Annotated in this window: 15 protein-coding genes; 2 read left to right on the plus strand and 13 right to left on the minus strand. The window is 41.6% G+C overall.

Annotated features, from left to right (window positions below; translation table 11 throughout):
- Nucleotides 1-42: 42 nt before the first annotated feature.
- Nucleotides 43-2,301: a DNA translocase FtsK 4TM domain-containing protein gene (locus tag V6C27_04535; GenBank protein ID MEG6615693.1), complete on the minus strand. Its 2,259-nt coding sequence runs from the start codon at nt 2,299-2,301 to the stop codon at nt 43-45.
- Nucleotides 2,302-2,426: 125 nt separating this feature from the next.
- On the opposite strand from V6C27_04535, the gene V6C27_04540 reads away from it, so the two are divergent.
- On the plus strand, nt 2,427-2,627 hold the full coding sequence (locus V6C27_04540) for a hypothetical protein (protein MEG6615694.1): 201 nt from the start codon (nt 2,427-2,429) through the stop codon (nt 2,625-2,627).
- 10 nt (nt 2,628-2,637) lie between these two features.
- A complete protein-coding gene (locus V6C27_04545; GenBank protein MEG6615695.1) occupies nt 2,638-2,997 on the plus strand; it encodes a spore coat protein in 360 nt (119 codons plus the stop codon).
- A gap of 57 nt (nt 2,998-3,054) precedes the next feature.
- Here V6C27_04545 and V6C27_04550 read toward each other — a convergent pair whose 3' ends face one another.
- From V6C27_04550 to V6C27_04605, 12 genes are all read right to left on the minus strand, one after another.
- Nucleotides 3,055-3,270, minus strand: a complete 216-nt coding sequence (locus V6C27_04550; protein ID MEG6615696.1) for a YlzJ-like family protein — start codon at nt 3,268-3,270, stop codon at nt 3,055-3,057.
- Entirely contained in the window at nt 3,267-4,124 is an 858-nt protein-coding gene (locus V6C27_04555) for an ATP-dependent Clp protease proteolytic subunit (protein MEG6615697.1), read from the minus strand. The genes V6C27_04550 and V6C27_04555 overlap by 4 nt, the downstream gene beginning before the upstream one ends.
- A gap of 149 nt (nt 4,125-4,273) precedes the next feature.
- On the minus strand, nt 4,274-5,935 hold the full coding sequence (locus V6C27_04560; GenBank protein ID MEG6615698.1) for a ribonuclease J: 1,662 nt from the start codon (nt 5,933-5,935) through the stop codon (nt 4,274-4,276).
- Between the two features lie 332 nt (nt 5,936-6,267).
- Nucleotides 6,268-7,155 (minus strand): 4-hydroxy-tetrahydrodipicolinate synthase, encoded by an 888-nt coding sequence (dapA, locus tag V6C27_04565; GenBank protein ID MEG6615699.1) that lies wholly within the window; start codon nt 7,153-7,155, stop codon nt 6,268-6,270.
- An 86-nt stretch (nt 7,156-7,241) separates the two neighbouring features.
- Complete coding sequence (gene dapG / locus V6C27_04570) at nt 7,242-8,468, minus strand: aspartate kinase (protein ID MEG6615700.1); 1,227 nt, start codon at nt 8,466-8,468, stop codon at nt 7,242-7,244.
- A gap of 1 nt (nt 8,469) precedes the next feature.
- Nucleotides 8,470-9,489, minus strand: coding sequence for an aspartate-semialdehyde dehydrogenase (locus tag V6C27_04575; GenBank protein ID MEG6615701.1), 1,020 nt, complete (start codon nt 9,487-9,489; stop codon nt 8,470-8,472).
- 83 nt (nt 9,490-9,572) lie between these two features.
- Nucleotides 9,573-10,163 (minus strand): dipicolinate synthase subunit B, encoded by a 591-nt coding sequence (locus V6C27_04580; GenBank protein ID MEG6615702.1) that lies wholly within the window; start codon nt 10,161-10,163, stop codon nt 9,573-9,575.
- A 29-nt stretch (nt 10,164-10,192) separates the two neighbouring features.
- The gene (gene dpsA, locus V6C27_04585; protein MEG6615703.1) at nt 10,193-11,080 is read right to left on the minus strand and encodes a dipicolinate synthase subunit DpsA; all 888 of its coding nucleotides are present in this window, start codon (nt 11,078-11,080) and stop codon (nt 10,193-10,195) included.
- Nucleotides 11,081-11,193: 113 nt separating this feature from the next.
- Nucleotides 11,194-11,994, minus strand: coding sequence for a 4-hydroxy-tetrahydrodipicolinate reductase (dapB, locus tag V6C27_04590; GenBank protein MEG6615704.1), 801 nt, complete (start codon nt 11,992-11,994; stop codon nt 11,194-11,196).
- Nucleotides 11,995-12,186: 192 nt separating this feature from the next.
- Nucleotides 12,187-12,456 carry a YlmC/YmxH family sporulation protein gene (locus tag V6C27_04595; protein ID MEG6615705.1) on the minus strand — a complete coding sequence of 90 codons (270 nt, stop codon included), beginning with the start codon at nt 12,454-12,456 and terminating at the stop codon, nt 12,187-12,189.
- 23 nt (nt 12,457-12,479) lie between these two features.
- Nucleotides 12,480-12,773 (minus strand): hypothetical protein, encoded by a 294-nt coding sequence (locus tag V6C27_04600; GenBank protein MEG6615706.1) that lies wholly within the window; start codon nt 12,771-12,773, stop codon nt 12,480-12,482.
- Between the two features lie 99 nt (nt 12,774-12,872).
- Entirely contained in the window at nt 12,873-13,799 is a 927-nt protein-coding gene (locus tag V6C27_04605) for a hypothetical protein (protein MEG6615707.1), read from the minus strand.
- Nucleotides 13,800-13,810: the final 11 nt, after the last annotated feature.

Consider the following 13,810-nt stretch of genomic DNA (forward strand, 5'->3'; position numbering starts at 1 on the left):
ATAAATGGTCAAGTTATGTAAGGATTAAGAAAACATCCCGATTTAATCTGGGGATGTTTTCTCGCCAAACACTTGATTATATTGTTCTAACGTCATCAAAATAGCTCGTGGTTTACTGCCTTCGTAAGGTCCCACTATTTTTCGTTGCTCCATAATATCAATTAATCGCGCTGCCCGGGCATAGCCAATATGTAAGCGCCGTTGTAGCATCGAAATTGACGCCTGTCCCTGTTCAATTAGGATCTTTACCGCCTGTGGCAATAATTCATCCTCAACTGGCGGCTCCACCGTTGTTTCGTTAGGAACATCCTTGGTAACTTTATCATCATACACCGGTTGACCTTGTTTTTTAAGGAAATTAACCAGTTCTTCCACTTCTTTATCTGAAAGAAACGCACCCTGTATCCGCACCGGTTTAGATGCACCCACTGGGTAAAACAGCATGTCTCCTTTGCCCAATAATTTTTCTGCACCGGCCATATCTAGGATGGTACGGGAATCCACTTGGGACGACACCGCAAAGGAAATCCGCGAAGGTATGTTGGCTTTAATTAAGCCTGTTATAACATCAACCGAAGGCCTTTGGGTGGCAACCACTAAATGAATGCCCGCAGCACGGGCCATTTGCGCCAAACGACAAACCGCATCTTCCACATCAGCCGGTGCTACCATCATTAGGTCAGCCAACTCGTCAATTATTACAACCACTAAAGGCAAATGCTTGTCTTCGGCATCGGCGTCATTAGTTCTAATCAAATTGTTATACCTAGTAATATCTCTAACCCCGGTTTCTGCAAATAAATTATAACGTCTTTCCATTTCTTTAACCGCCCACCTAAGGGAGGCCGCCGCCTTTTTGGGGTTAGTCACCACCGGAGATACCAGGTGTGGGATACCATTGTACATAGCCAGTTCTACCATTTTAGGGTCAATCATCAGCAACTTTACCTCATCGGGGGTAGATTTAAATAGTATGCTGGCTATTAATGTGTTAATACATACACTCTTACCGGCCCCGGTGGCCCCGGCAATAAGCAAGTGGGGCATTTTGCTTAAATCAGCCACCACCGAATTACCCGCAATATCTTTTCCCAAAGCTATGGAAAGTTTTGACGTGGATTGCACATATTCACTGCTTTCTAAAATATCCCTAATGTGCACCATTGTGACCTCTTTGTTGGGTACTTCAATACCAATTGCCGCCTTGCCCGGTATCGGCGCTTCTATGCGCACGTCGGGTGCGGCCATCGACAAGGCAATATCATCAGCCAACCCAACTATTCTGCTTACTTTTATCCCTGTTGGCGGTTGAATTTCAAACCTAGTTATGGTTGGACCGCGAGAAACCTGGGTTACCTTAGCTTTGATACCAAAACTGGCCAAAGTATCTTCTAACGTGTGTATCCGCTCGGTGATGTCTTTAGTGCTAACATTGCTTTTGCTCTTTGGTCGCGATAGCAATGTTATTGGTGGTAATTGATAGGTTGGCATGTCCTCAATTGACAATTGCGTATAATTAATGGGCTGTTGCTGATCGTTCCATGGTTCTTCAACTTCCTTTAACTCTTTAGCGATGGTGGATTTGTTAGTTTTTGTCCTAATTATCGGTAATGGGCCAGTTGGTTGATCCACAGGTGTTTGGTCCGTTTTTATCCTATCCTGCTGATGTTGATTCAACCCATCAATGAAAATTGTTTCAGGTTCGATGGTTTGCAGATGCTGTTCTTTTGGTTCAGTGGTGTCTGCACTGTCGGTAAACAAGAAATTCACTAAGGAATTTTTAAAATTTATACAGCTATTTTTGCTGACCGTCACTACATCCTTAGCCATAATTGCCAAAGGTTTATTGGTTAATAACAATAGCGCCACCAAGGTGGAGGCCGCCAAAATTATGTATGTTCCGGATTGTCCAAAGGCTTTTTGCAGCAAAAAGCTAAAAGTTGCTCCCACTAAGCCGCCCCCTACACCTTCATAACCTAGCATAAAGGCCTGATCTACAGGGTACTGGAGGTGAAGAACAGTCAGGGTAATGATAAACATCAATAGGCCACCGTAGACCTTGGTGGATAACGCTGCTCGGTTGCGTTGGGCTATCAATCTTATACCCAGAATAAACAACAATATCGGAAAAATTATTCTGCCTTCGCCGCATATTCCCTTTAATACTCTGCCAATGAAATTTCCGACGGTGCCCAGCGACGAATTATAAAAACTAGTTAGTCCTAAAAGCCCCAGCGCTAATAGAACTATGCCAGCAATTTCATATTTCAAATCTTCTTTAACGATTTTAAAAAGACCCAAATGATACACCTCCTCTTTTATTATACCACAAAAATTTCCATATTCCTGTTTCATTGGCAAAGCCCAGTATAACACCCCTTATTTTGAGCATAATACAACCGACCGTTCTTGAAAGGAGGTAAATCATGCATAACAACCTAGCCCTCAGAGAATTGATAGATTTGGAAGCACACTTACAACTGGAAAGTAACAACATTCGCACTTTCAATCATTATTCTAGAGAGTGCCAAGACCCACAATTAAAGGCCATCTGCCAACAAATGGCAACCCGTCGCATGCAGGCCTTTCAAATGTTAGTCAACAGTGTGGGCGCCAACATCCAATAAGGGGTAAATAATGGTTATCGATAACATCGAAGACAAAGACTTGGCCTTAGCCATGTTAAATGATTTAAAGTTTACCTGTCAGTGCCTAAACCAAAAAATATTGGAAACATCCAACCTACAATTGAGACAAAACTACATCAACATTCTAAACGAAACTTTTAATGAACACAAACAATTATTTGATCTGATGACCCAACGGGGCTGGTATCAGCCAATGATGGCCCCGCCCCAACAACACAATCAGATAATTACTAAAATTAGCAATACGCAAAATGAAGTTATGCAAACAGTAAATGCCACTGGTTATCAACCACAATATCAACAGCCCATTATGTATCAAAGGGGCAATCAAGGACATCAATTATATTAATCCAAAACCGCCTGTACAATAACAACATGTACAGGCGGTTTTGGATTTTGATCGCTACTATAATTTAATTTCGGCACCTGGGCTAAATTCTGGTTTTAAATAATCGTATGGATTTGTGGATATTAATCGCACAACTTGGGAGCTTCCCTGACCATTATCGGCCACCACCAGTGTTGAACCATTAAATAATACTTCCCGTTGCTGAGCATATTGGTTACACTGATCCATCCCTGCCAATACCAATTCCAATTGCATTGGTGTATAGAGGATCACTGCAAAGGCACTCCCCTCATGTTATTATTTTCTTCGATGAGTTCTTTTAATTTTCTCACTGCTTGTCCCACGGCACCCACTTCATCTATTAGACCCACATCTACCGCATCTTTGCCAATTAACACCGTACCAATATCCCTGGCCAGCTCTCCGGTTCTAAACATTAGTTCTCTAAATTTCGATTCAGTGATGTTGGAATGACCGGTAACAAAATTAACCACGCGATCCTGCATTTTATCTAAATATTCATAGGTTTGCGGTACCCCAATAACTAAACCATTTAGTCTGATGGGATGTATTGTCATGCTGGCGGTTTCGGCAATAAAGGAATAATCACTACTGACAGCTATCGGAGCACCAATGCTGTGACCACCACCCAACACAATGCTTACTGTGGGCTTGCTCATGCTGGCAATCATTTCAGCTATACATAAACCCGCCTCCACGTCTCCGCCCACTGTATTTAAGATTAGCAATACTCCTTCTATGTCGTCGCTTTGCTCAATACCCACTAGCTGTGGGATCACGTGCTCATATTTAGTTGTTTTATTCTGTGGTGGCAACGTTAAATGACCTTCAATTTGACCCACTATGGTCACACAATGAATATTGCTTTTAATTTCTGGTACATCGGTGGTTCCCAATTCACGTATTGCTTCAAGGGACCCCTTAGGTTTACCCACAACACGTTTACTCTTGTTTGCATCTGGGTTAAATGTTTGCGGATAGGTGTCAGGGGTACCAGGAAAGGTCACATTGGGATTGGGATTAACGTTAGGGCCGGGCGGCGGCAAGTTTGGATTAAAATTAGGCCCTGGCTGCGCCACTGGGAACTCTTGAAAAATATCATACATGATATATCCACTCCTTAACATATAGTTACCCATAGTATGGCACAGCAATTTAAAAAATACACAATTTTTGTCTGAGATGGTTTTTTGAGACAAAAATAATAACCGTAAATCTCGATAAAGAATAGAGATTTACGGTTATAGAGTTCGGCTTATACTTCCATGATGATTGGTAAGATCATTGGTCTTCTCCTAGTTTTTTCAAACAAGAACCTACTCAATGCTTCCCGCACTTGTGATTTAATGGAAGACCATTCTGTTATATTGCGTTCAGAACACTTTTCTAAAGCGCTCTTTACTTTATTTTTAGCATCTTCCATTAACCTTTCTGATTCCCGGACATAAACAAAACCACGCGAAACTATATCTGGACCGGCCACCACCAGACCAGATTCTTTACTAATGGTAACAACCACAATTAGGATTCCATCTTGAGACAACTGTTTGCGGTCTCTGAGTACTATGTTTCCAACGTCGCCCACTCCTAAACCATCAACCAATACCCGACCTGCAGGTACCCGACCTGCCAACCGTCCATGCTTTTTAGTAAACTCTAACACCATACCGTTTTCCGCAACAAAGGTATTCTCTGGCGGGATACCCATTTCCTGAGCTAATTCGGTATGTTTTACCAGCATCCGATACTCGCCGTGCACTGGAATGAAAAATTTAGGTTTCAGTAAATTAAACATCAATTTTAATTCTTCTTGGCTTGGGTGACCAGAGGTGTGTATTCCTGAAACTGATTCATATATTACTTTAGCACCACGTTTAAAAAGCAAATCTATCACCCGGGCTACCGTTTTCTCGTTACCCGGTATCGGGTTAGCGGAAATAATTACGGTATCCCCTGGCACAATTTCCACTTGCCGATGATCAGACATGGCAATCCTTGCTAAAGCTGACATTGGTTCGCCCTGACTACCGGTGCACAACATCACCAATTTGTCCTTAGGCAATCTGGCAGCCTCATCTAATTCAATTAACGTGCCCTCTGGTATCTGTAAATAACCAAGCTCAGAGGCGATGTTTACCACATTGATCATGCTACGGCCAATTACTGCTACCTTGCGCTCATATTTGTGCGCTGCCAATATCACCTGCTGCAAACGATGAACATTGGAGGCAAAAGTGGCTACAATAATACGTTCCTTTGCTTCGCCAAAGGTTTGTTCAAAGGTTTGACCCACTGCCTTTTCTGAAAGAGTAAATCCAGGCCTTTCCACGTTGGTGCTATCAGACATCATTACTAAGACGCCTTTTTCTCCTAATTGGGCCAATTTATAAAAATCTGTTACCTCACCATCAACCGGGGTTTGGTCAATTTTAAAGTCTCCAGTATGCACAATGGTGCCCACCGGAGTATGGATTGCCAAACCCACTGAATCAGGAATACTATGGGACACTTTTATAAAATCAACTTTAAAGGGCCCAACTTGAATGGTTTCTCTGGCCTTTACTGGATTTAAAACCACATTGGTCAAGTTGTGTTCTTTTAACTTATGACCCAGTATTCCTAACGTCAATTTTGTCCCGTAAACCGGTACATTAATTTGTCTCAATACATACGGTAACGCCCCAATATGATCTTCGTGTCCGTGCGTTAGCAGTATTCCACGTAGCATGTGTTTGTTTTCTAATAAATAAGTAATATCCGGGATTACTATATCAATACCCAACATTTCCTCTTCTGGAAATGATAAACCACTGTCAATGAGCAATATATTGTCCCCGTACCTTATCGCCATCATGTTTTTGCCGATCTCGCCTAATCCACCTAAAGGAATTATCGAAATTTTTGCTTCTCGTGCCAAAAATGCACCCCCTAACCCTGAAATCAATCTGATTAAAACATTATAAGTGATAATTACCAGGAGAAGGCGGGATTATATTGCTATGGTTTTTGGGATAGAATAGCCGTACAAATTAACCATCTGCTTTATTATACTTAAATTGCCTAAACTTAACAAGGGTAATTAATCAAACATTGTTATCATAACCAATATTTAGCAGATTAATACCTGTTGCTTATTAATGCAGTAATAATTTCTCCACTTGCTAGAAAGCCATGCACCCACATGCTTAGTAATTTTCGGCAACAACATCAAAGGGTGTGCAGCAACTGCACACCCTTTGATGTTTGGTGTTAAATAATGCCATTATCTGTCAACAATGTTTTTAATTTTTCTTTATCTTCGGCATTAATGTTAACCAGTGGCAACCTGACACCGCCGACGTTAATGCCCAATAAATTAAGGGATTCCTTTACCGGCACCGGGTTTGTGGTGATGAACATACCTTTAAAAATTGGAAATAATTCGCTATGCAAATGGATAGCTTTCGATACATTGCCCTTTACATAAGCCTGCACCATCTCTTGTATTTTATTGCCAATAATATGTGATGCTACACTGACAATGCCTTTACCACCTAAAGCCAATATCGGTAAGGTTAAGGAATCATCACCACTATAAATGGCAAAGCCCTCAGGCAATATCCGTCGTAATTCACTTACTTGGTCCATGGAACCCGCTGCTTCCTTTATCGCTATAATATTGGGCACGTCACTGGCCAATCTGGCCACTGTGGCTGGCAAAACGTTGATTCCTGTACGTCCCGGAATATTGTAGAGCATTATTGGCAACTTAGTGCAATGGGCCACTTCTTTAAAATGCTGGTACAAACCTTCTTGAGACGGCTTGTTATAGTAAGGTGCCACTAACATTACCCCATCTACACCGGTTTTTTCAGCACTTTCGGTAAGGGCAATGCTTTCGGCGGTATTATAGCTACCAGTACCAGCGATTACAGCTGCATCGCCACCCACCTCATCAACAACCGCTTTAAACAAAGCAATTTTTTCGTCCTTGGTTAACGTTGGCGACTCTCCAGTGGTTCCACAAACCACGATGCCATCTGATCCGTTTTCCACCAGATAGCGAGCTAATTTTTTAGCTTGATTGATATCTACTTTTTGTTCCCGATCAAAGGGCGTAACCATTGCAGTTAATACCCTACCAAAATCTACAGACACGGCTTTCACCTTCCCTAATATATTTCTTCCCTGTAGCAGCCGTACCATTATGTTTTTTAAAACTATTATTTATCTATTTCTATATACTATTTATTACCCAACATAAATTGCTTATGCAGTGCTACAATTGCCTTTTTCATATCTTCATTCTTAACTAAAACCCATATTGTGGTATGGGAATCCGATGATTGAAGAATTTCTACACCCGCTGCAGTAAGGGATGCCACTACATTGGCCATTACCCCCGGTACGCCAGTCATTCCGGCACCTACAGCAGCCACTTTGGCACAACCAGAATTTAATTCAGGGAAAATACCCATATTCTCCAATATTTGTTTAGCTTTATCAGCCACAGTATCTTTAACTGTAAAGGCAATGTACTGAGGATTAACATTCCAAAAATCAACGCTTATGTCTGCTAACGCCATACCTTTAAAAACCTTTAAACAAATATTATCAATGGACTGACCCTTCATATCTATCATCACTTGGGTAACATCTGTCACATTGGTGATGCCCGTTATCGTTCGATCCAGCGTCATGTCTATGGTGGCACCATAGACTTCGCCATGGTTGGTCACCAGAGTTCCAGGAGCATCGCTAAAGGTACTCTTTACCCGGAGAGGGATGTTTTTTTGCATTGCTATTTCAACCGCCCGGGGATGAATTACCTTAGCACCTTCATGGGCCAGTTGGCAAATTTCGTTATAGGTCACCTTTTCAAGAATCTTAGCATCATCTACGATGTGGGGATCTGCCGTCATTACCCCTTCAACATCGGTATAGATATCGATGCATTCAGCGTCTAAAGCTACTCCCAAAGCGGCAGCGGTGGTGTCACTGCCACCTCTACCCAATGTGGTAATCTCTCCATTTTCTGAAATACCTTGAAACCCAGCAACCACCACAACCCTTCCCTGTTCAGCCAGTTCAAGTACTTTTTTCGGTTCCACCCTGAGTATTTTGGCATCACTAAAGTTTTGGTCTGTAATTATTCCCGCTTGGGCGCCGGTTAGAAAAACTGCCTGACAACCCATTTCCATCAGGGTGTTAGCCATAATGACACCGGAAATTATTTCTCCGCATGATATTAATAAATCCAATTCTCTACTGGGTACATCCCGGTTGATTTGTTTAACCAAATTGATTAATGTATCTGTTGAATATGGTGCTCCATAGCGGCCGATTGCTGAAACCACCACCACAGGGCTAAATCCCTGGTTTTGTGCTGAAAGAATTTTGGCTGCCACTTCTTTTCTAAATTCCGGTGTAGTTAAAGAAGTGCCACCAAATTTTTGTATCAAAAAACGCATATTATCTCCCCAATAAGCATTGGTATTTTATTACCAGTTCTGCAATTTGTACCGCATTGGTTGCTGCACCTTTTCTGATTTGATCTCCCACCACCCAAATGTTGACAGCGCTATCATGGGAATTGTCTTCGCGAATACGGCCCACAAAAACTTCATCTTTATAGGAGGTATAAAGCGGCATCGGATAGCTATTGGTGGCTGGGTCATCTACAACCACCACACCTGGAGCTTTAGCAAATAGCTCTTTAACTTCTGCAGCAGTGAGTTTGCGCTCGGTTTCAATGTTAATGCTTTCCGAGTGACTGCGGTAGATTGGTACTCTGACAGTGGTGGCCGTAATTCTCATATCCGGTTGATGAAAAATTTTCTGCGTTTCTTTAACCATTTTCCATTCTTCCTTGGTGTAATCCATTTCCTGCCAGACATCGATATGGGGAATCAAGTTAAAGGCGATTTGATGCATAAACTTTTTGGGCGGGTACTCATCACCATTGATAACCGCTTTGGTTTGCTCTGTTAATTCATCAATACCTTCCTTACCAGCACCAGACACTGCTTGATAAGTAGACACCACCACCCGTTTTATACCAGCGGCGTCGTGGATCGGTTTCAATGCCACCACCATAATAATTGTTGAGCAGTTAGGATTGGCAATAATCCCTTTATGCTCTTTGACATCTTCGGGATTGACTTCAGGAACCACTAATGGTACTTCAGGATCCATCCGGTAATTACTGCTGTTATCTATGACCACACAACCTCTTTCAACTGCTGCCGGCCCGAATTCAACACTGGCCTTACCCCCCGCAAAAAGTGCAATATCCATACCATTAAAGGAATCTGGTGTTGTTTCCTCTACCACATAAGTTTTACCCATAAAAGAAATCTGTTTACCTGCAGAGCGGGATGTGGCACATAAACGCAAATCTCCCAGCGGGAACTTTCGCTCTTCCAGTATGGTCAAAATTTCCTGTCCCACTGCTCCAGTCGCACCTACAACAGCAACATTATATTTTTTCAAAAATATTCCCTCCACTAATTTATTTCAGTAAGTACATTAATTGTATCACTTCCGGGCAATTTTGGGCGGTGGTCTAAATAATTTTATTTGGTATAACTGATAATTAATGGCTGTAACTGTTTACCCTGCAATGCCGCCTCAATGGTTTCCAGTGTTAAATTCATATTGGCTTTCAGCGAGTTTGGTTTGCCCACTGGGCTATCTTGACCAAAGGGAATCATAAATATATTTTTAGAATTAATTAACAGGCCTAAGTTTTTAGCATTGATTCCCAGACCATCATTGGTTGAAATACCAATCACCACCGGCCTTTGGTTCCGTAAATGGGCTTTGGTGGCCATCAACACAGCACCGTCGGTGATACCATTGGCTAGTTTAGCTACAGTGTTGCCCGTACATGGTGCAATCACCATAATATCAATTAATTTTTGAGGACCAACGGGCTCAGCATCTGTAATGGTAGCTATCGGCTCTTTGCCAGTAATTTCTTTAAGTCTCTTTAGCCATGTTTCAGATTTGCCAAATCTCGTATCGGTGGTTTCCACTGATTGACTAATGATTGGCAGAACCTCTGCACCCTGTTGAATTATCCTTTCGATTTGTGGTAATGTTTCCTCTATTGTACAATGAGATCCCGTTAGAGCAAAGCCCACTCTAATACCTTTTAACCTCATACAAAGCACCTCCGTGGCTATACATAATTCTACTGGAACAGTTCTTCGGCCAACAAACGGGGTATAACCTGGGCTAGTATTCTCCCTGCTGATTTAGGCGCCACTTTACCGGGCAAGCCCGGCGCTTGTAATGCCTTAATACCAAATCTCTTGGCTGCTTCAAAATCAGTCCCACCAGGAGGGGAAGCCACATCTATCACTACCATTTCACTGGAAGCCTTACTTAAAATACAATTAGTTAGTACCAGCGCCGGTACTGTATTAAAAACAATGTCGGCTTCCTTAATTACCAATGGTAATTCAGCATAATTTCTTGGAGTCATACCCAGTTGATAAACCCTTGCCAAATGTTCATCCCGTCGGGCCACCACTGTTACTTTAGCACCCATCCCCTTAAGTAGGGTTGCTATCGTCGCGCCAGTTCGACCATATCCCAATACAAAGCTATTGCTGTCGTGTATTGTTATCGGTGTAGCTTCCATAGCCATCTGCACTGCCCCTTCTGCCGAAGGTATTGAATTAAGTATAGCCACCTCATCTCTTTTGAGAACCTCCACCAGTTTCAGATTACACCGTCTGGCCATTTCGGCAAGACGTTCTCTGGCAAAGCCGGCATATACCGGTGTGTTGGCCGGTAGTGAGACTAAATGTTTTTCGGACAATTCCAGTGGCTGTTCGGTAAAAATAGAATAAACCGTGCCGTCTTTATTAATACCAGGGACTGGAAGTATTACAGCCTGAACATTACCCAAAGCTGCTTGCACGTCTGGGTAAATTGTCACATTTTCGGTTCCCTGTACTGGTAAGCCTACCACCTGTACATGGGCACCTAAACGGGATAATTCAGACACTAATAGAATCTCCCGAGCATCCCCACCCAACACAGCTATTCTGATTCCCTGCAGGTCAGGTTGCATGCCTGGAAGGCCTCCTTTCGACAACTTTCTGATATGTTTCACTATATGTTGCGTTGCCAAAGGAGGTGCTTGTATATCCAATGTATTACTCTGTCAGCTAATGCAATTTTATGTTATTCTTCAAATATAAGGTTATCCAAACCGTAAACCAGCTTTTGGATGGTCATCACTTTTCTAATGCCAATCAAGAGGCCAGGCATAAAGGATTCTCTGGATATCGAATCATGACGAATAGTTAGGGTTTGGCCAGTGCCGCCAAAAATAACCTCTTGATGAGCTACATATCCTGGCAATCTTACACTATGGATATGCATTCCTTCAAAATCGCCCCCCCGTACACCAGCAATTTTCTCGTATTCGGTAGGCAGACCCTGACGGAAATTACCCCTTACATCAGCAATGGCCTCGGCAGTTTTGATAGCGGTACCTGATGGAGCATCTATTTTTTGATCATGATGCAGTTCAATAATCTCTACGTTGGGAAAAAATTTAGCGGCCATGGCAGAGAACTTCATCATCAACAACGCACCAATGGCAAAGTTGGGGGCCAGTAACCCTCCAATTTGATTATTTTTAGCCAAATCTTGTAATTCTTGAATTTGTTCACCGGTCATGCCAGTGGTGCCAATTACCGGCCTGACTTTACTATTAAAGCAGATTTTTGCATTTTCAAAAACCACTTCTGGAGTCGTGAAGTCCACTAACACATCTGGTTTTAGCTGTTGCAAAACCATTTCAAGGTTATCATGGATGTTTATGTTTACATCTTCAATACCAATTATTTTCCCTAAATCCATGCCAGCCCGTCCTGGGTCTACCGCCCCCACCAGTTCCATATCTTTAGCCTGTGATATTGCACGGCAACATTCTTGCCCCATTTTACCTGCTGCACCAGTAACCACCACTCTAATCATCTATTAAACCCCCATGTTCTATGTATATATTTTTAAAATTAATATTTAACTTGTGGTTAATTATTCTATAAATAGGACTGCTTGTCAACTTTAATAGTTTAATTTATTAACGCCATATTTTATGCCAAGTGACATAAAAACTTTACATAAACTTTAATAAAATATAAGCCAAGGGCAATATTTGCCTTTGGCTTATACTGAATACCTTTGAAAATTTAGATTTCCCTGATCCAATTCTACTATAATCACTTCTTCCCCCACTTTACGCACTAGATCCCAGGGGATAACCATGCTTTGTCTATCTACCCAGAAATTTAACATATTAGCCCGCCGTGGTAGTATTATGTGCTTTATTTGGCCACTATCAACATCAATGGATAAGTCCGAATCTCCAATAATTCCTAACCTGGAGCCATTAACAATATTTACGATTTCTTTGCCCACAAGATCACTTAACCTCAACTATGGTCACCCCTTCGCTTATTCTAACGGCCTAACATCCTCAGTATAAATGGTTGTACAATGGCAATTGATATAGATATAGCTGCCAGCGGTTCCAAGCTAATGTCCATTAACTCTACCTTTGGTGGTACATTTAGTTTTAAAAAGTCTATCAGCATAACCACCGATAAGTAGATACCACCAGCAGTGCCCACCAAATTTGCCAATGCTTTGGACACCGGTGATGCCATGGCATTATTATCTTGCCAATTTCTAGTTAGGGTGGGAGTGCGTTTAATCCGTTCTCTGACGGATAAGATAACTAAAATTAGTATCACAAGAGTAAATATAATAATACTTAACTTCACCTATGCCACCTCTAGTAAATCATATTATAGTGTTGAGCGAAATATTCCAGATAAAGTTAATAATGGCAATTAATTTATGGTTATTCCTTTAATTGCCGGTACCAATGCACTAAACTGCATCGGTCCACCTTGGGTTTCCACCTCACCGTTAAACAAAAATACTGGCACCAAATAATTATGTTGTAAATTAATATCGTTTGACTGACAATAGGCCAGATTGAAATCATAAATTTTTGCCTCGCTCAATACCGTCTCAGGGCCGTAATATACCACCTGCTGTGATTGTAATTCCTTCATCACTTGGTCAATGGTTTTAAACCGAAATATTTGATCAGCTTCATATTCATAGTAATAACTGGTAATACCCTCCAACTGCCCTTTATCACCAATGGTTACTATTAATTGTGGTGGACCTAACAGTTCATGTCCGTTGACATTCTGGTAAAAATAAATACCCTTTTGCAATGTTTTATCTGATGCTATTGTTGAGCCCACCGCAATGGTATTTAGACTGTTGGTGTCAATACCTAATTTAGCAATATATTCCTTGGCTAAAACTATGGCCTCCTCATCTGTTGGAACTGCTACATTAATGTTATAAGTATTTTTACTGGCCGCTAAATTGCGATAAAACCACCAACTGGTAGCACCATTAATTATCAGCAGTTCGCCATTTTGATAAGCCATCCACTCATTGCTGTCGCCATTATAAGTAATAACATCAGCTATGCCAAAGGCTTGAGCCAATGAATTAGCCTCGCCATCGCTGTACTCCTTTGCCTTTATTTTATATAACTCCCCTTCAACAGGCAGATCGCTAACAGTGGTTTCCATAACAAAACGCAAATTGGCTGGTATATCCGTTTGGGAGTTAATTTCTATAACCGGTAAATTGTTTTGCAAAAATAGCTTCATCGCCAATACAATAATTAATAAAACCATTACTGCTAACAGCAAATACTTTAGTTTTGAGACCCCATGCTTATATCTCCACATATTCTCAAAAC

This window comes from Peptococcaceae bacterium 1198_IL3148 (genome assembly GCA_036763105.1).
Classification (GTDB): Bacteria; Bacillota; Desulfotomaculia; order Desulfotomaculales; family Desulfohalotomaculaceae; genus JBAIYS01.